The sequence below is a fragment of the Nocardia sp. NPDC046763 genome, from assembly GCF_040645495.1.
GTDB lineage: Bacteria > Actinomycetota > Actinomycetes > Mycobacteriales > Mycobacteriaceae > Nocardia.
Genome location: NZ_JBEYYI010000009.1, coordinates 29321 through 48653, shown reverse-complemented (window position 1 = coordinate 48653; position 19333 = coordinate 29321). Strand labels below are relative to the sequence as shown.

The window sequence follows — 19333 nt, the reverse complement described above, 5'->3', positions numbered from 1 at the left end:
GTCTGCCCGGCCCGGGCCGGGTGGATTTCGGTGCAGCGGCTGGGGACCCGGTTCTGGTGCGGATATTACGAACCCCAGACGAAGGGCGGGCATTTCAGTACCGCGGCTCGATCACCGACACCGAATCGCCGTCGTAGTTGGTGGTGTAGATGGTGTGCGTGCCCGGGTCCACAGCCACACCGAACGGCCTGTTACCGCCGCGCGCCGCGAACCCTCAGGCCCAGCATCTGCAACGATCCAGCAAACATCCCCTCGGTATGGACGCGTCCGGAGGTGAAAACCGCCAGGATGTAGTACGGCGACGCTGATACCGTGCGGACTTGCGACGTTTGGAGGGACATGCTCACAAAACTCGCCAAGGTGGCTCGGGCAGCCTGCGCCGGCGCCCTGGGCGCGGCGTTGCTCGGGACGGGCGCGGGGGTCGTGCAGGCCGATCCCGGTCCGCCGGTGATCGGGGGCGGTTCCGGAATCATCATCGACAACACGGAACTCTGCACCGTCACCACCGTCGGCCATGATGCGGCCGGACGGCTGGTCGGCCTGACCGCCGGGCATTGTGGCGAGCAGGGCTCCCAGGTGTGGGCCGAGCAGGACCGCGGCGCCGGCGTGATCGGGCATTTCGCCTACTCCAACCCCGGCGCGGCCCTGGACTATGCGGTCATCCAGTTCGATGAGGGCAGCATCATTCCGGTCAACCGGATCGGCAACACGACGATCACCGAGATCGGCGCGCCCGCGACGTTCCCGCTGACCGGCTGTAAGGAAGGCCGCACAACCGGCAACACCTGCGGAATCATCTGGGGCAACTTCCAGAACGACAATACCTCTACCCAGATGTGCGTTGCCCAGGGCGACTCCGGTGGGCCCGTGGTGGTCGGCACGACGCTGGTCGCCATGGTGCGCGCCTACCTGGTCGTGCCCTGCTTCGGTCCCGAAGTCGGCCCTAACATGTCGGCGATCGTCAACGATATGAATGCGCGCGCCGGGGTCGGCGCGGGGTACTACCCGATCTGATACCCGAGCATGCCCGCCTGAAAGTGGTTGTGCGGGGCGGTAATTCGAGTGCGAAAACTCAAGTCACCGCCCCGATCCGTGTTCGGGGGCGTTCGGCTGCACGGCCGGGTCGGTTGTCGGCGTCGTCGGCACTGAGGCCGACACATTCGATCTGATGAGGCACGGGAGCTCAAGCGTAAGAACGCCGAGCTGGAGCAGACCATCGAAATCCTCAAGGCAGCAACGAGTTTCTTCGCGCGGGAGAGCGACCCGCGACGTCGCTGATTTGTGCGTTCATCGCCGAGCATCGGGCTCGGTTCGGGGTCGCTCCGATCTGCCGTGCGCTGGCCGAGCACGGTGTCAAGATCGCCCCGAGAACCTTCCACGCCTGGGCGCGACGGGCACCGTCGAAACGGGCGCCGTGGGACACAAGGGTCACCGAGATCCTGGCCGGCTACTACGAACCCGACGAAAAGGGCCGCCGCGCATCGGAGTCGTTGTACGGGGCCGAGAAGATGTGGGCGCAGCTGCAACGGCAGAAGATTCCCGTCGCCCGTTGCATCGTCGAGCGGCTCATGCAGGCCAACGGCTGGAAAGGGGTGGTGCGGCGCAACAAGATCCGCACCACCGAACCCGATCCCACCGCTTCGCGGGCACCGGACCTGGTCGACCGCCAGCTCCGGGTCCCGGCCCCGAACCTGCTGCTCGTCGCCGACTTCACCTATGTCCGCCTGGCCACGGGCACATTCGTGTACACCGCATTCGTCATCGACGCCTACGCCGGGCGGATTCTGGGCTGGGAATGCTCGACCAGCAAACAGGCCACGTTCGTCAACTCCGCGATCCGGCAAGCCTCGACAGTCCGTCGCAGACAGGGACATCCCTTGGCGGGCAACACGATTCACCACTCCGATGCCGGATCGCGATACACGTCGCTGCGGCTCGGGGAAACACTGCTGCTGTCGGGCATGATCGCCTCGATCGGATCGGCGTGCGACGCATACGCTAATGCATTGGCGGAGACCACAATTGGGCTCTACAAGACCGAAGCGATCCGGGACGACTCACCGTTCCGGCGCGGCCCGTTGCACCGGCTCGCCGACGTCGAGTTGCTCACCGCCGACTGGGTTCGATGGTTCAACCAGTCCCGGATCATGCACCGACTCGGCCGCAAACCGCCGGTCGAGTACGAAGCCGACTGCTATGCACTCCACTCCGAGCAACCGGCTGGAGACAGATAAACCGGTGTGCATCAACCCCGGGAGGGGATTGATCGAATCGGCGGCCGCGATTCTGTTGCGTATCAACGACTGTGCTGTGCGGATGACAGTCTCTAGCGGACCTCGGCGCGGTGCCACTGTTCTGCGGCCCAGTTCAACTCGCCCATGATCAGCATTTGCGTGATGTGCAGTTTCGGATCGCTGCGGTGCTGTCCCTCGGTGGCGTCTTTGGTCACGGTCAGCCAGATCGTGTCGTAGGTCGTTCATTCGGCGCGTTGGCGGGTGCGCAGATAGCCGGGGACTTGGCCGCTGTTGTGGATGGCGGCAGTGGCGTAGTAGAGGAGTTCGAGTTCATGGCGCAGGTGTGCGCACCTGTCGGTGCGACCCTTGCAATGCGACGGGAATGCCCTGCGCCCCAAGCGAATTTGAGACGAGCTCGCTGGCGCTTCGCAATGGCTCCTACGGCTCGAGCTTCAGCAGTACCGGTGGCAGGCCGTGCAGGGGTCGGGCCAGTAAACACATAGCCTGTGGGAAGTTCGGCGCCGCCCCGCAGCATCCATCGACGTCGTATGGGTTCTGACCAGCGTATGGACATCAGCCGGCATCTCTGACCGGGATGCGGAAACGATCGTTTCCGTAGATGGTCGTTTTCCGAGCAGCTGAACTGAGCGCCGTCCTTCCGGCACGTGCCAGGGCTGTGCCGCGATCCGTGGAATGACCTGTTGTTACGTGTGCGCCGACGAAGCCCCGCTCGAGCAAAAATAGGTATGCCCCCAGGTCATTCGACCATCGTGGAAGTACTCCGGACAGACAATGCTGAACGGAATCCACCAGCACCGTTCCACGGAGGGTTTCATGTTCCCACCGAATGCCCAGCACACAGAGGGCGTCAGCGACGACAGCGCCCGTTGTGTCGAAGACACGTTGACGATCCGGCGTTGCGCGGCCTGCGATCAGCGGTTCGCGCCGCTGACCGCCGCGTGTTCCGCCTGCGCGTCCGACGATCTCGAGTGGGTGCCCTCGTCCGGTGCTGGTTCGATCGTGTCCTGGCGGGGGATGTACCGCGCGAGTGATCCGCACGGCAAGTCGACGCCATTGATGATCGCCATAGTCGAACTCGACGAGGGCCCATGGGTCTACGCCTACATCGAAGGTGAAGTCCCGCTGATCTACACCGGGCCTGTGCGTGTGTACTTCCAGCCGAGTCCCTGTCAGGACAGGTTTCCGGTCTTCAAAGTCGACGCCGATCCACGGCAGCCAGCGTTCTGGCGTGTATCCCGCGCCCCCCATTGCGACTGATCGCAACATCATGCGATCACACAATCAACCCGATGTCGGCGACACATCCACGATAGCCAAGCTGGCCACCACCGCCCGGGCCACCAGATCGGCATCACGCACGTCGGCCAGTTCCGCCAGCCAGACTCCGTCCGGGAACCACCGGCCGGAGGCGGCTGCGACCTCGGTAGCCGGCCGTGTCTTGTCTTTCTGACCCCGCCTACTCCCGCGTGAGCGTGATCAGCCGCGCCTGCATGCCGAGACCGATGACACAGGGTGCACAGATGTCGCCCCTGTGGCGACAGGTACAGATGACAAACACATTCCCGGCTGCCGGAGGTAACCCTCTCGTGGCCGGCCGACCGGGAAACCGGATGCTTCGATGACTGCTTTATTGCCGCTTGCCTACGGATACGTGCGCGACGATCTGCTGAGTAACCGCGACCCGAATTCCAGCGACGACTTACTGCGAGCCGCCGCCAGATCACTCGGGTATGCGCTGGGCACCATATTCCACGAGCCGGCACCACAGAACGCGACACTGCCCCCGGCGTTCGTCGATCTCGTCCAGGAATGCCGGCGAGCCAGGGCCCATACCGTACTGACGCTTCCCGGACACCTGTCGGGCATGTCCGTGTGCCGCATGGTCCTCCTCGCGATCCTCGAGGTACGAGCCGAAGCCGCAGTACAGGAGGTTCGCCTCTGACCGGACTGTCAGTGATTTGCTCGGCAGCCCATCTGCAACATATTCATCACGAACAGCGCAGCAATTGCGGCTTCCTGCGGGCGCTCCTGGATCGGTTGGCCGATAACTCGCTCGAGGCCGGTGAGTTTCCGTTCACACCCCTGACTTGTTTTCCTCGCCCTAGCCGGGTACGCCGCCACGGAGGCTGCTGAACAATGAGTACCATTTCCGCGCCGCCGGCTGATTCGTCGATCATGCTGCGCCGCAACTTGAAGCACATCACCCGGACTTCGGTCGCGATATTCAACGCGGCGCTGATGCCGGTGGTGATGATGTTGATTTTCGTGTACCGGATACTTCAGGTCACCGAGGCGACCTACTACCGGTGGCGCAACCTGTTCGGCGGCCGGAAAGCCGACAACGCGAAGAAGCTCTCAAATACCTCGAGCGGGAGAACGCCACCCTGAAACGGCTGCTGGCCCAAACGGAGGTGGAGAAGGCGGTGTCGAAGGAGGTCGCGACTGGAAACTTCTAGACCTGGAACGCCGCTGCGCGGCCGAGGCCTCACCTGATGAACAGTCAGCCGGCAGAATCGCGCTCGACGCGTGACACCGTTTGTCAGCAACGCCAGAGACGCGACGATGGATGCGCGTACGAGGTTGGGTTCCACTGGTCACCGAGGACTCGACGATCTGTCAGGGCGGTTATGCCCAATCGATTCGGACGCCGCAAGCGATCACCAGCCCCGAGGAGAAGGCCAACGCCGCCTCCTACGGCTACACCGGCAGCAGAGCCGATGCCGAGTACGACCATCTGATCGCGCTGGAACTCGGTGGCGATCCCAACGACCCACGTAACCTCTGGATCGAGCCCCCTCGCCCGATCACCAGCCCGGCCACGGTGTGAACAACCCGAAAGACCCGATCGAGAACACCCTCAACGCTGCGGTATGCGGCCGGAAAGTCACCCTCGCCGCCGCCCAGGCAGCCATCGCGGCGGACTGGACCACTGCGCTGGCTTCACTGGGGTTGTGAAATCCGGACACCAGCTGCGGTAAACGGAAGGCGCACTACCGCAGTGCCTTCCGCGCGCATCCGGCTGCGTTGGATTTTCGGCGAGGTCGGGACCCCGGTCAGCGAGCTGGGCTTATGCGATGATGCCCGCTGGCGTACTGTCGAGTCTGTGAGCAGTGGCGCCGTCCCGGCGGGAGCGGTGAAGGGCTCGGACCTGTGGGCCCGGGTTTTCGCGGCGCTGTATGACCCTCTGCTGTGGGTGGGCGAGAGGGCGGGTATGGGCGCTCGTCGGCGAAATTTGCTCAGCCGTGCAAGGGGGCGGACTGTCGAGCTTGGCAGCGGTACCGGCCTTAACCTGGGGTACTACCCTGACGGCCTTGACGAGCTGATCTTGACGGAACCGGAGGCCGCGATGCGTACGCGGTTGGCGCAAAGGCTGCGTCGCAGTCGACGTCGCGCACGTGTGCTCAACGCATCGGCGGAACAACTACCGTTCGCGGATGAAACCGTGGATACGGTCGTCTCAACGCTCGTGTTGTGCACCGTCGATGACCCAGATCCGGTGTTGCAGGAGATCGGGCGCGTGTTGCGCCCCCGCGGCCAGCTGCTGTTTCTCGAGCACGTCCGTTCCGAGTCGCCGCGACTTTCCTATTGGCAAGACCGCCTCGCCGGCCCGTGGCGCCAGTTCGCAGAGGGCTGCCACTGCAACCGCGCCACCCTCGAGCTAATCCGGGCGTGCGGTCTGGATCTCGAAGACGTGCAGGAAACGTCGTGGCGGGGAATGCCCCCGATTGTCCGACCGCTGATCACGGGCGTGGCCACCAAAACGATTTCTGATTGAAGCTGCGTCTCACTGGGCCACGTGCCGACGGCTGCCTCGATGGCCTGCCGGTGGGACCCAACCTCACGAGACACCATATCTAGGAGTCAGCTGAATCGGGTATGCACGGGCTCGTTCCGCAGGACGTAATCGACTACCGCGCTGGCGCACTCATCGATCCCGGACTCCAGTACTTCGGATCGGTACGCTTCCCAGTCCGCAAGCTTGGTGCGGTCACGTTCAGCTCCGCGATGGACCATACGCTGATGGATTGACTCGGAAGGGCTGGACACCCAGATGGGACGAATGGGCGGAGTTGGTGCGGTCGCCGTGGCTCGGATGAGACCCGCGTGAGACCGACCGTCCACAGCTGCGGCGCGGACATGGCCGATGAAGGGCGCGTCGACAAAAGACAGGAAGGTGGGTGCCGATGTTCAGCGAGCAGCCTACGAGTGCCTTGTAGATATTGGGGCCGACTACGGTCGCGTAGACCGCGCTGTCACGGTCATGCGGGTTGCCAGTGGGTTCGGCCACGACGGCCTCTTCGAGATCTGGTGCGAACGCATCTTTGTCCAAGAGTGCAGCGTCGGTGAGGCGTGGAAGAGTAGTTGAATAACAAAGAACCCCCTTCCGACCTTGGTCGGAAGGGGGTTCTTGGTCGGGCTGACAGGATTTGAACCTGCGACCACTTGACCCCCAGTCAAGTGCGCTACCAAGCTGCGCCACAGCCCGTTGCATTCGCTCTCGCTTGTGCTCGATGAGATTACCCCAGGACCCCCCCGAACATCCAAATCGGCTGGTACGTGGCGTGTGGTGGGGTAGCGCGGCCCACTTGGCGGGGGCGGGTGGGCGCCGGTGTTGGGGTCATCTGGTGCTCGGGTTGCATGCGCCGTGTGGTCCCGTCGTCCTGGATGGTCTCGGCGTCGGGCGGGCGTGCGGAGAGTGATCCGAGGCTTCGGTGTGGCTCATGATCCCTCGGTGGCGAGGTGGTCGGATGCCTGCGCGGGCTATGTCGGTTCCATGCGCCGCCGGGGGTGTGGCGTAGGCGCTCGACGTGCCGGTTGGACCCGCCTGCCCGCGGCGGCGGTCATGGGACGGCAATTATTTCGACATGCGTTCGAAATCGTTTGTGCGGCAGGGTAATAAAGTGCAAAAAGGTGCGGTTTTCATTGCCGCCCTCGGGTGTGGGTGGGGTGGGTTGCCTCGGCTGTGCTGCCATTGGTTTCAGGGGCATTTGGGCGATTGACAAGTCAAGATCGTTCGAACTACTGTTCAGTACGATGACCCACGCCGCTCGAAAACCCCTGGTACACATGCCTCATTCGGTTGGCATGGCCACGTAGCGTGGCAGTCTTCAGCATCATTGCTGATCAATTGTTGCACTGAGCCCGGCGGCACAGCTGGGTCAGTTGACCTGGTCTGAAACATCTCCTCGGCCAGGGTCCCGGTGGAAGCACCGCATATCATGCGGGCTCTTCTCTAGGTCGCTGTCGCATCGAAATCCGTTGTGTCGAAAGAGGAATCATCTGTGTCGTCGGCATGGTGTCGACTGGATCCGGACGCCGAGCGCTCGGCGCGATGGCGTTTGGCCGCGGGTTGGCCAGGGTAGAAGAACGGAACTTGTTGGCCGCGGTCGTCTTCGACCGTCCGGCGGTGGATGAGGGCGCGAATTGGGTGCGTGCCATGAGGAAGGATTTCCAGAGGTGACCGGATCGGCGTTTGCCGTCGCTATCGTGGGTATGTCTTGCAGGATGCCGGGGGCGGCCGATCTCGACAGTTTCTGGCAGTTGCTCACGGAGGGGCGCGCCGCCATCGGCGCGGCTCCCGAGGGCAGGGGGAGCATTAGCGAGCGGGCCGGATTCGTCGACACCACAGGGGAGTTCGATGCGGACTTCTTCGGGGTCTCGCCGAATGAGGCACGGGCGCTCGATCCGCAGCAGCTGCTGGCGCTGGAGCTGAGCTGGGAGGCGCTGGAGGACGCGGGCCTGGCCGCCACGGCGCGGGAGGCCCGGCGGTGCGGTGTGTTCCTCGGCTGCACCGGAAGCGATTTCGCCGAAATCCTGGCCTCCCGGGGCGGTCCGGGCATCAGCCGCCACTCGCTGTGGGGGGTCGGGCGCGGCATCATCGCGAACCGCGTCTCGAACTATTTCGGTTTCAGCGGCCCGAGCATCGTCGTCGACAGCGCCCAGGCATCCTCGCTGGTGGCGGTGCATCTGGCGTGTGAGAGCCTGCGCAGCGGCGAGAGCGACGTGGCGCTGGCCGGGGGCCTGAACCTGATTCTGTCGCCGACGAGCGGTGAGCGGATCGAGCAGTTCGGCGCGCAGTCGGCGCTCGGCGCCTGCTACACCTTCGACGCGCGGGCCGACGGGTTCGTGCGCGGCGAGGGCGGCGGCATGGTGCTGCTGAAGCCACTGGCGCAGGCGGTCGCCGACGGCGACCGGATTCACGGCGTCATCCGCGGCAGCGCGATCAACACCGGCAACGAGCGCCGGGTGCTGAGTGCCCCGAGCCGGGATGCGCAGGCCGCGGCGATTCGCGATGCCCTGGCCGCGGCGGGCGTCGAGGCGCCGTCGGTGCAGTACGTCGAATTGCACGGCACCGGGACACCCGCCGGTGATCCGGTGGAGGCCGCCGCGCTCGGCGAGACCTACGGTGTGGGCCGGGCGCAGGACGCCCCGCTGGCGGTCGGATCGGTCAAGACGAATATCGGGCATCTGGAAGGCGCTTCCGGTATCGCGGGCCTGATCAAGACCGTGCTCTGTCTGTCCCGCCGGGAACTGGTGGCCAGCCTGAACTTCGAAACGCCGAATCCGCGAATTCCGCTCGGGGACTGGGGTTTACGAGTGGTGACGGGCACCGAGGACTGGCCCGTGACCGACGTGCGCAGGGCGGCTGTGTCGTCGTTCGGCATGGGTGGATCGAATGCCCACGTGATCGTGGAGGAGGCGCCCGCTGTCGGGTCCGCCGCGTCCACGGCCGACGGCGAGGCGGTGCCGTGGGTGGTGTCGTCCCGCAGCGAGCCCGGTGTGCGTGCGCAGGCTGCCCGGCTGCGGGAGTGGCTGCTCCGCCATCCCGATGCGGCCACGGTCGATGTCGCCTACTCGCTGCTGACCACGCGCGCCCAGATGGAGTGGCGCGGAAGCGTGATCGGGCGGGATCACTCCGAGCTGCTGGCCGGTTTGGCGGCCCTGGCCGACCCGACCGCGCCCGCCGTGGCGATCGAGCCCGCCATCGGGCGGGCCGGGCAGCGCCGCATCGCGTTCGTCTTCCCCGGGCAGGGCAGCCAGTGGGAGGGCATGGCGCTGGGCCTGCTGGACGCGGGCGGCGCGTTCGCGGAGTCGATCGCGGAATGTGAAGCGGCGCTTGCGCCGTACGTGGACTGGTCGCTGACCGCGGTGCTGCGTCGCGAGGCGGGCGCGCCGCCGCTGGATCGCGTGGACGTGGTGCAGCCGGTGCTGTTCGCGGTGATGGTCTCCTTGGCCCGGATGTGGCGCGCGGCCGGCGTGGAGCCGGACGTGGTGATCGGCCACTCCCAGGGCGAGATCGCCGCCGCCTATGTCGCCGGTGGACTCTCGCTGCCCGATGCGTCGCGCGTGGTGGCGCTCCGCTCGCGGGCGGTCGCCGAGGAACTGGCCGGTCAGGGCGGTATGGCCTCGATCGGGCTCAGCGCGGATGCGGTCCGGGAACGGTTGGCGGCGTACGGGGATCGGCTCTCGCTCGCGGCGGTGAACGGACCCGCGCAGAGCGTGATCGCCGGCGATGTCCCCGCGATGGAGGACTTTCTCGCCGCCTGCGCCCGCGACGGTGTGTGGGCCCGCCAGATTCCGGTGGATTACGCGTCGCATTCGAAGGCGGTCGAGCGGCTGCGTGATCGCCTGCTCGCGGAACTGGCGCCGATCCGCCCGCAATCCGGGTCGGTGTCGTTCTTCTCCACGGTCTCCGCCGCTCGGGTGGATACCGCGGAACTGGACGCCGAATACTGGTATCGATCCCTGCGGGAGCCGGTGCGATTCGCCGATGCCGTCACCGCGCTGATCGCCGACGGTATCAACGGATTCATCGAGTCGAGTCCGCATCCGGTGCTCACGATGGGCATCGGCGTGACCGCCGAGGCCGCCGATGCGGCCGAGAGCGTCGCTGTTGTCGGCTCGTTGCGGCGTGGCGAGGGTGGCCCGGACCGCTTCCTGGCGTCGCTGGCACAGGCTCACTGCGCCGGCGTTCGGGTGGATCCGGGTGCGCTGGTCTCCGGCGGGTCACGGATCGACTTGCCGCCGTACGCGTTCCAGCGCCGCAACTTCTGGGCCGGCGCGCCGGCCATTTCCGGTGGCACGACCGACATCGTCGAGGTCACCGAGGACCGCACGCCCGAGGGCGGTGAGCAGGCGTGGGATGACAGCCCGCTGGCCCGCACACTGCAGGCGACCCCCGAATATCAGCGCGGCACCGTCGTTCTCGACCTTGTCCGTGAGCAGGCCGCCGCCATCCTCGGCCACGAATCGGCCCGATCCATTCACCCCGACCTGCCCTTCACCGAGTTCGGCTTCGACTCCGTGAGCGGCGTGGAGCTGCAGAATCGCCTGACGCGCGCCACCGGTGTGCCCCTGCCGTCGTCGCTCATCTTCGACCACCCGACCGCGAATGCGGTTGCGGCGCTGCTGCAGGCCCGGGTCACCGGGACCGGCCGGGGCGAGCGCCGGGTCTCACGGCGCGCGAATACGGACGAACCGATCGCGATCGTCGGCATGGCCGCCCGATTCCCCGGCGGTGTGCGTTCCGCCGAGGACCTGTGGGACCTGCTCGCGGCGGGCCGGGATGCGATCGGTGAATTCCCCGAAGATCGCGGCTGGGACCTGGACCGGCTGTTCGACCCGGACCCCGACAAGCCGGGCAAGGTCTACACCCGTCACGGTGGATTCCTCAGCAGCGCAGGTGATTTCGATCCCGGGTTCTTCGGTATCAGCCCGCGTGAAGCCTTGGCGATGGACCCGCAGCAGCGGCTGCTGCTCGAAACCTCCTGGGAAGCCCTGGAAGACGCGGGCATCGACCCGGTGTCGTTGCGGGGCAGCGACACCGGTGTCTTCGCCGGCGCCTGCTCGTCGGGATACGCCGGCCGGGTGGCCGGGGACCTGGAGGGCTTCCGCCTGACCGGCACGTCGCACAGTGTCATCTCCGGCCGCGTCGCGTACGCGTTCGGCCTGGAGGGCCCGGCGGTGACGGTGGATACGGCGTGCTCGTCGTCGCTGGTGGCGTTGCATCTGGCGTGCCAGGCGCTGCGCCAGGGCGACAGCTCGCTGGTGCTCGCCGGTGGCGTGACCGTCGCGGCCAGCCCGTATCTGTACGTGGACTTCGCCCGCCAGCGCGGCCTGTCGCCGGACGGCCGGTGCAAGGCGTTCTCGGCGGCCGCCGATGGTGTGGCGTGGTCGGAGGGCTCGGGTGTGCTCGTCCTCGAGCGACTGTCGGACGCGCAGCGTCTCGGCCACCATGTCCTGGCCGTGGTTCGCGGTAGCGCCGTCAACCAGGACGGCGCGAGCAACGGCCTGACCGCACCGAACGGTCCGTCGCAGGAGCGGGTGATCGCCCAGGCCCTCGCCAATGCGGGCATCACGGCGGTCGACGTGGACGCGGTGGAGGCGCACGGAACCGGCACGGCCCTGGGCGATCCGATCGAGGCCCAGGCGTTGATCGCGGCCTACGGTCAGGATCGCGGCGAGCGCGAACCGCTGCGGATCGGCTCCTTGAAATCGAATATCGGCCATGCCGTGGCCGCCGCCGGTGTGGCCGGTGTGATCAAGATGGTGCAGGCGCTGCGGCACGAGCGGTTGCCGCGGACACTGCACGCCGAAACGCCGTCGCCGCACGTGGATTGGGCCGCGGGCGCGGTGCGCCTGCTGACCGAGGCCGAACCGTGGACCGCGGGCGATCGGGTGCGCCGCGCGGGTGTGTCGTCGTTCGGGATCAGCGGCACCAACGCGCACGTGATCCTCGAGGAAGCGCCCGCCACTCCGATGGTGGCCGCCGAGGGTCAGCCGGGCAGTACCGCACCGCTCATCCCCGTGCTGGTGTCCGGCAAGGGGGAGGCGGGTCTGCGCGCACAGGCCGGCCGGTTGGGCGCCTGGCTGTCCGAGCGCCCCGAAATCGACATCGCGGATGTGGTCGAGGCGCTGGCGAATTCGCGAGCGCAGCTGGATTCGCGCGGTGTGGTCCTCGGTCGCGATCGCGCCGAGTTGCTCGAGCGTCTGGCGAATCTCGCCGAATCGGGGACCGGCGCCGGTGTCGTCACGGGTGCCGTCGGCGCGGGGACGACGGCCTTCCTGTTCACGGGGCAGGGTGCGCAGCGGATCGGCATGGGAGCCGGGTTGTACGAGGCGTTCCCGGTGTTCGCGCACGCGCTGGACTCGGTGTGCGCCCACTTCGATCCGTTGCTGGAGTGCTCGCTCCGGGACGTCATGTTCAGCGGTTCCGCAGATGGCGGTACCGCCGTCCTGGATCGCACGGAGTTCACCCAGCCCGCCTTGTTCGCCTTCGAGGTGGCGTTGTACCGCCTGCTGGAGTCGTTCGGCGTCATCCCGGACGTGGTGATCGGTCATTCGATCGGCGAGATCGCGGCCGCGTACGTCGCGGGTCTGTGGTCGCTGGAGGATGCTGGCCGATTGGTGGCGGCGCGCGGCCGTCTCATGGGCGCGCTGCCCGAGGGCGGCGCGATGCTGGCCATCGGAGCGCCCGAATTCGAGGTGAACGAGGTCGTCGCCGGTTATCCCGGCCGCGTGTCGGTCGCCGCGGTGAATGCGCCGCAGGCCCTGGTGGTCTCGGGTGACGAGGACGCCGTCGCCGAGATCGAGGCCCGATTCGCCGAGCGAGGCGCGAAGACGTCACGGCTGCGGGTCAGCCACGCCTTCCACTCGCATCGAATGGAGCCGATGCTGGCCGAATTCGAGTCCGTCGCACAGGATTTGACCTACAACCCGCTCCGGATTCCCGTGGTATCGAACGTCTCCGGTCAGCTGGCCGGGGACGAGATCATGGAGCCCGCCTACTGGGTTCGCCAGGTGCGGGGCGCGGTGCGATTCGCGCCGGGTATCCAGACGCTGATCGACTCGGGGGTGCGCCGATTCCTGGAGGTGGGCCCCGACGCGGTGCTGTCGGCGCTGACCCGGCAGACCCTTCCCGACGACGCTGAGTCCGCGTCGGTGGTGGCTGCGGCCGCGCGCCGTGGTCACGATGAGCCCCAACAGCTCTCGATGATGCTGGCGCACGCTCACGCCGCCGGTGTGCGGGTGGACTGGACACCCCTGCTCGGTCGTCGGTCGACCCGGCGAATTCCCTTGCCCACCTATGCCTTCCAGCATCAGCGATTCTGGCTGCCGCCGCGCCGCGAAGCCACCGGGGACCCCCAGGCTCACCCCTTGCTCACCGGTGTGGTCCCGGTGGCCGGTAAGGACGAGTTCGTCTTCACCGGCCGGTTCTCGCTGCCCACCGACCCGTGGGTCGCCGACCACATGACCTACGGCACCGTGGTGCTGCCCAGCGCGACCCTGGTCGAGTTCCTGCTCGTCGCGGGCAGCCGGATCGATTGCGGCGTCGTCGAGGAGCTGACCCTGGAGGCTCCGATCCTCCCGTCGGAAACCGGCGAGGTCGAACTCCAGGTAGCGGTGCAGGAGCCGGACCCGACCGGGCGACGCCAGTTCAGCTTCTACTTCCGCAAGGCCGGCCGCGCGGGCGAATGGGTGCGCAACGCCAGTGGTGTCCTGGCCCCGTCCTGGGACGGCGATGACGCCCTGCTGGACCAGCTGCGAGACGAGGCATGGCCGCCGGCCGACGCCGAAACCCTCGACACCGCATGGATTCCCGAGCGGATCGCGAAGGGATCCGGACTCGAATACGGCCCGGCGTTCCTCGGCGTCGACGCCGCCTGGCAGCGGGACGGGGCCGTCTTCTCCGAGATCACCCTGAACACGGCCGCCGCGCCCGAACCGGAGCGGTTCGATCTGCATCCGGCTCTGCTCGACCTGGTGATGCACGCCGGGCTGGCCGGGCTCATCTGGCGCGATCAGGACAGCGACCCCGACACCGGCCGATTGCTGTTCCGCTGGGGAGGTGCGCGACTACACCAGCCGCTGGTCAAGGCGACGACACTGCGGGTCATCGCCGTCGAGAGCGGTCCGGAGACGATCTCCGTTGCGACCGTTGACGATTCGGGGCGGCCCGTGGTCTCCGTCGACGCGGTCGTCATGCGTCCCTATGACGTGAAACAGATGCGCGGCACCCTCGCCGCTGATGACGCCGACCTCTATGACATCCAGTGGTCGCCGACGGCGGCAGCGACACCGGGTCCCGGCGCGGACCGGATGGCCGTGCTCGGTTCGGCGCCGGTCACCGGAATCGACACCCACTCACCGAACCCATCGGAACTCGCTGCGGCACAATCGATTCCGGATGTCGTGACCTGGCGTCCGCAAGCAGGCGTCGCGGTCGGCGATCCCGCGGCCGTCGGTGGCTACCTGGAATCGGTGCTGGAGACGGTACAGTCCTGGCTCGCGGAACCACGTCTGGCCGACACTCGACTGGTCGTGGTGACCGCGAACGGCGCCGCGCTGAACGGCGAGACACCGGATCTCGCCGCGGCAGCCGTCTGGGGCCTGATGCGCAGCGCCCAAACCGAATACCCGGGCCGGTTCGTTCTCCTCGACGCCGACCCGTCGGCCGACGCGCCTGTTGCCGACCAGGCGTTGGTCGCCGCAGTGATCGCGACAGGCGAGCCCCAGGTCGCGGTGCGCGCCGGAGTCTTGCTCGTGCCCCGGCTGGCGAAGACGCGAGCCGGCCACGACGCCGAGCCCGGATCCTCGTTCGGCACCGGCACCGGCACCGTCCTGATCACCGGCGGCACCGGTGGCCTCGGCGCACTGCTGGCCCGGCATCTGGTCACCGAGCATGGCGTCCGCCATCTGGTGCTGGTGTCCAGGCGCGGTGAAACCGCCCTCGGCGCAACCCAATTGATGCGCGAGCTGTCGGAAGCCGGTGCTGCCGTCCGGGTGGCGGCCTGCGATGTGGGCGACCGGGAAGCCGTCGCCTCGCTGCTGGATTCCCTCGACGCCGATCATCCACTGACGGGCGTGGTCCACACGGCGGGCGTCCTCGACGACGGCACCCTCGCCGGCCTGACCGCCGAGCAACTGCGGCGCGTGTTCACCGCGAAGGCCACCGCCGCATGGCACCTGCACGATCTCACCCGTGACCGGAACCTGTCCGCGTTCGTGCTGTTCTCGTCGGTCGCGGCAACGATCGGTTCGGCGGGACAGGGCAACTACGCGGCGGCCAACGCCTTCCTCGACGCCCTGGCGCACCGTCGCCGAGCCGAAGGGCTGCCCGCGATGTCCCTGGGCTGGGGGCCCTGGAACTCCGCCGGTGGCATGACCGGCGGCTTGGACCGCAGCGCCCTCGCCCGCTGGGAAAGGCTCGGCCTGCACCCGCTCGGGCACGACGAAGGTCTGCGGCTGTTCGATGCGGCCACCGGCCGCACCGCCGCGCACCTGGCGGCGATTCGGTTCGACCCGGCCGAACTGCGCCGCGAAGCCGGCAACGGCGCCGTGCCGTCGGTACTCCGCGGTTTTCTGCCCCGCACCACGACTCAGGCTGCGGCCCCGTCGAGTTCGCTGGGCGCGCGCCTGAGCCGGGTGCCCGAGGCCGAACGCGCCGAGGTGGTGCTCGACCTGGTCCGCGAGCACGCGGCAGCCGTGCTCGGACACGGTTCTGCCGAAGACATCAGTCCCACCGAACGATTCGACGCCCTGGGATTCGACTCGCTCGGCGGCGTCGAATTCCGTAACCGGCTGTCGAAGGCCACCGGTGTCCAACTACCGTCCACCCTGGTCTTCGACCACCCCACCGCCGCGGCGGTCGCTGCCCTGCTGCACAGCAAGATCGAGGGAACCGAGTCCGGTTCCAGGCCGACCCGCGTCTCGCGCCGTGCCCGCGTGGACGAGCCCATCGCGATCGTCGGCATGAGTTGCCGATTCCCCGGCGGCGTCCGCACCCCGGAGCAGTTGTGGGATCTGGTCCGGTCCGGGATCGATGCAACAACGGAATTCCCGGACGATCGCGGCTGGGATCTCGAGCGCCTGATCCACCAGGATCCGGACAAGCCTGGAACGGTCTACAGCCGAGGCGGCGGATTCCTCGACGACGCCGGAGATTTCGACGCCGGCTTCTTCGGGATCAGCCCGCGCGAGGCCCTGGCGATGGACCCCCAGCAGCGATTGCTGCTGGAAGCCTCCTGGGAGGCGCTGGAGGAATCCGGCATCGACCCGATCACGTTGCGCGGCAGCGATACCGGCGTTTTCGCGGGCGCGTGCGCCTCGGGCTATGTCGACAACGTCACCGGCGACCTGGAGGGATTCCGGCTGACCGGCACCACCCACTCCGTCGTCTCCGGCCGCGTGGCCTACGTGTTCGGCCTCGAGGGCCCGGCGGTCACCATCGATACCGCCTGCTCGTCCTCATTGGTCGCGCTGCACCTGGCGTGTCAGGCATTGCGTCAGGGCGAGACGTCGCTGGCGTTGGCGGGCGGCGTCACCGTGGCCGCAACCCCTTATCTCTCCGTGGATTTCGCGCGGCAACGCGGGCTGTCGCCGGACGGCCGCTGCAAGGCGTTCTCCGCCGCGGCCGACGGTGTGGCCTTCGCCGAGGGCGTGGGTGTCCTGGTCCTGGAGCGGCTGTCGGACGCGCGGCGGCTGGGCCACGACATCCTGGCCGTCATTCGCGGGAGCGCGGTCAATCAGGACGGTGCCAGCAATGGCTTGACCGCGCCGAACGGCCCGTCGCAGGAGCGAGTGATCGCGCAGGCCCTGGCGAATGCCGGGCTCACACCCGCCGACGTGGATGCGGTGGAAGCGCACGGGACCGGCACCCCGCTGGGTGATCCCATCGAAGCCAACGCGTTGATCGCCGCCTACGGGCAGGATCGCGGCGACCGCGAGCCGCTGCGCCTGGGATCGATCAAATCGAATATCGGTCACACCGTCGCGGCCGCCGGTGTCGGCGGCGTGATCAAGATGGTGCAGGCGCTGCGCCACGAGACCCTGCCCCCGACCCTGCACGCGGAAACGCCGTCCCCGCACGTGGATTGGTCGGCCGGGGCGGTGCGCCTGCTGACCCGCCCGGAACCCTGGCCTGCCGGGGGAATGGCCCGCCGGGCCGGTGTGTCGTCGTTCGGAGTCAGCGGCACCAACGCCCACCTGATCCTGGAGGAAGCACCGACCGCACCGGTCGTCTCGTCGCCGGCCGCCGACCACCCGCGCACGATGCTGCCGTGGCTGATGTCGGCCAAGAGCGAGAACGCCCTGGGCGCGCAGGCGGCGAAACTGCATCGGTGGCTGATCGATCACCCCGGCGCCGATGCGGCGGACGTGTCCTACTCGCTCGTCACGACACGTGCGCGGCACGAGTGGCGGGCAGCGGTCCTCGGCGGTGATCGCGACGAACTTTTGGCGCGCCTCGCGAAGCTGGCCGCCGGATCCGCCTCTGCCGGAGTGGTTTCCGGCACAGTGGGCTTTGGGAAGACCGCCTTCCTCTTCACCGGTCAGGGTGCGCAGCGGGTCGGCATGGGCGCGGGTCTCTCCGCCGCCTTCCCGGTGTTCGCCGCCGCCTTGGACGAGGTGTGCGCCCGGTTCGATCCTCTGCTCGGATGCTCCCTGAAGCAGGTGATGTTCACCGGACACCTGATCGACGATCACGGAGTCGCCGCCGAGACCGGCACCTTGGATCGGACCCGACTGACCCAGCCTGCGCTGTTCGCCTTCGAAGTGGCGATGTACCGGCTCCTGGAGTCCTTCGGTCTCGTCCCGGACCTGGTGATCGGGCACTCGATCGGCGAGCTGGCGGCAGCGTATGTCGCCGGTGTGTGGTCCCTGGCGGACGCCTGCGAGCTGGTTGCGGCCCGCGGGCGACTGATGGAGGCGCTGCCCGCGGGCGGTGCGATGCTCGCTGTCGCCGCGACCGAGACCGAGGTCGCTGCCATGATCGCCGGATTCGGCGACCAGGTATCGGTGGCCGCGGTGAATGCGCCTGCGGCCGTGGTGGTCTCGGGTGACGAGGACGCAGTCGACGAGATCGATCGGCGGTTCACCGAGCAGGGACGCAAGACGAGCCGGTTGCGGGTGTCGCACGCGTTCCATTCCCCTCGGATGGAGCCGATGCTGGCCGAGTTCGAGATCCTCGCCGCGCGCGTAACGTTCAATGCGCCGCGGATTCCATTGGTGTCGAACGTTTCCGGCCGGATCGCAGGCGACGAGATCCTGGCTCCCGGGTACTGGGTGTCACAGGTGCGCGCCGCAGTGCGCTTCGCCGACGGCGTCGAGACGCTGACCGCGTCGGGCGTGCGCCGATTCCTCGAAATCGGCCCCGACGCGGTGCTGGCGGCGATGACCCGGCAGACGCTCCCCGCGGAGGCCGAGGCCCGATCGGTGGTCGCCGCGGCGGCCCGCCGGGACCACGACGAGGTCGAACAGTTCCTGACGATGCTCGCCCAGGCGCACAACGCCGGGGTGGCGGTTGACTGGAATCAGCTGTTCGCCGCCCGTTCGGTGGCACGAATCGCCCTGCCCACCTACGCTTTCGACCATCGGCGGTACTGGCTCGAGCCCAGTCTCGACGAGCCCCGCAACGCTTCCTCGGACCATCCGCTGCTCACCGATGTGGTGCGAGTGGCCGACCGCGACGAGTGGCTGTTCACCGGGCGGCTCGGGCTGCGCACCGATCCGTGGATCGCCGACCACACCACCTACGGTGTGGTGCTCGTCCCGAGCGCCGCGCTCATGGAGATGCTGCTGGTCGCGGGCCGCCGCATCGGCTGCGACGCCGTGGAGGAGCTCACCCTCGAGGCGCCGATCCTCCCGCCGGCGGACGGCGAGGTCGAACTCCAGGTCCTGGTGCGAGAACCGGACGCCGAGGGACGCCGATCGTTCACCTTCCACTACCGCCTGACCGGCGACGCCGCCGGCGGCGAGTGGACCCGCAATGCCAGCGGCGTGCTGAGCGCCCGGCAGTTGATCGACATCGGGCTGGTGGACATGGTGCGCGCCGGTTCCTGGCCGCCCGCCGACGCCGAACCGGTGGACCCCGAATGGATTCCGGCTCAGGTGGCGCGTGCTGCCGGACTGGAATGGGGACCCGCGTTCTTCGGCATCGAGGCCGCCTGGCGCAGCGGCGACACGGTCTTCTCCGAGGTCGCCCTGACCGAGGACACCCCAGCCGACCGGTTCCAGCTGCATCCGGCGCTGTTCGACATGGTGATGCATGCCGGACTCGCCTGCCTGATCTGGCCGGACCA

The 19333-nt window shown here is 67.8% G+C and carries 8 protein-coding genes, 1 tRNA gene and 2 pseudogenes (1 of these 11 only partly in view); 9 read left to right on the top strand and 2 right to left on the bottom strand.

The genetic code is table 11. From position 1 onward, the window contains the following. Positions 1-339 precede the first annotated feature (339 nt). A complete protein-coding gene (locus ABZ909_RS16675; RefSeq protein ID WP_357000007.1) occupies positions 340-1014 on the top strand; it encodes a serine protease in 675 nt (224 codons plus the stop codon). Positions 1015-1176: 162 nt separating this feature from the next. Next, positions 1177-2234: pseudogene (locus ABZ909_RS16670) on the top strand (IS3 family transposase); the annotation flags it as partial. A 92-nt stretch (positions 2235-2326) separates the two neighbouring features. On the opposite strand, the gene ABZ909_RS16665 reads toward ABZ909_RS16670, so the two are convergent. After that, the gene (locus tag ABZ909_RS16665) at positions 2327-2449 is read right to left on the bottom strand and encodes a hypothetical protein (protein WP_357000005.1); all 123 of its coding nucleotides are present in this window, start codon (positions 2447-2449) and stop codon (positions 2327-2329) included. A gap of 619 nt (positions 2450-3068) precedes the next feature. Here ABZ909_RS16665 and ABZ909_RS16660 point away from each other — a divergent pair. The 6 genes and pseudogenes from ABZ909_RS16660 to ABZ909_RS16635 all read left to right on the top strand — a co-directional run bounded on the left by ABZ909_RS16660 (position 3069) and on the right by ABZ909_RS16635 (position 6030). Beyond that, positions 3069-3512, top strand: coding sequence for an OB-fold domain-containing protein (locus ABZ909_RS16660; protein WP_357000002.1), 444 nt, complete (start codon positions 3069-3071; stop codon positions 3510-3512). A 361-nt stretch (positions 3513-3873) separates the two neighbouring features. After that, a complete protein-coding gene (locus ABZ909_RS16655) occupies positions 3874-4197 on the top strand; it encodes a hypothetical protein (protein ID WP_357000000.1) in 324 nt (107 codons plus the stop codon). A gap of 323 nt (positions 4198-4520) precedes the next feature. Then, positions 4521-4702, top strand: a pseudogene (locus tag ABZ909_RS16650) (transposase); the annotation flags it as partial. A 119-nt stretch (positions 4703-4821) separates the two neighbouring features. Continuing rightward, the gene (locus ABZ909_RS16645; RefSeq protein WP_356999997.1) at positions 4822-5082 is read left to right on the top strand and encodes a hypothetical protein; all 261 of its coding nucleotides are present in this window, start codon (positions 4822-4824) and stop codon (positions 5080-5082) included. After that, entirely contained in the window at positions 5079-5210 is a 132-nt protein-coding gene (locus tag ABZ909_RS16640; RefSeq protein ID WP_356999994.1) for a hypothetical protein, read from the top strand. Before ABZ909_RS16645 ends, ABZ909_RS16640 begins: the two co-directional genes overlap by 4 nt. A 148-nt stretch (positions 5211-5358) precedes the next feature. Beyond that, the gene (locus ABZ909_RS16635; RefSeq protein WP_356999992.1) at positions 5359-6030 is read left to right on the top strand and encodes a class I SAM-dependent methyltransferase; all 672 of its coding nucleotides are present in this window, start codon (positions 5359-5361) and stop codon (positions 6028-6030) included. A 634-nt stretch (positions 6031-6664) separates the two neighbouring features. Here ABZ909_RS16635 and ABZ909_RS16630 read toward each other — a convergent pair. Then, positions 6665-6741 (bottom strand) — tRNA-Pro (locus ABZ909_RS16630). A 971-nt stretch (positions 6742-7712) separates the two neighbouring features. Here ABZ909_RS16630 and ABZ909_RS16625 point away from each other — a divergent pair. Beyond that, positions 7713-19333: the 5' portion of a type I polyketide synthase gene (locus tag ABZ909_RS16625; RefSeq protein WP_356999989.1), read on the top strand. 2122 nt of this gene lie beyond the right edge of the window; the window shows 11621 of its 13743 coding nt (coding positions 1-11621); it begins with the start codon at positions 7713-7715; its stop codon lies off the right edge, out of view.

Bases quoted from the DNA above. Each gene is read 5' to 3' on its own strand.
- ABZ909_RS16675 (WP_357000007.1), top strand. From the start codon at position 340: ATGCTCACAAAACTCGCCAAGGTGGCTCGGGCAGCCTGCGCCGGCGCC.
- ABZ909_RS16660 (WP_357000002.1), top strand. From the start codon at position 3,069: ATGTTCCCACCGAATGCCCAGCACACAGAGGGCGTCAGCGACGACAGC.
- ABZ909_RS16655 (WP_357000000.1), top strand. From the start codon at position 3,874: ATGACTGCTTTATTGCCGCTTGCCTACGGATACGTGCGCGACGATCTG.
- ABZ909_RS16645 (WP_356999997.1), top strand. From the start codon at position 4,822: ATGCGCGTACGAGGTTGGGTTCCACTGGTCACCGAGGACTCGACGATC.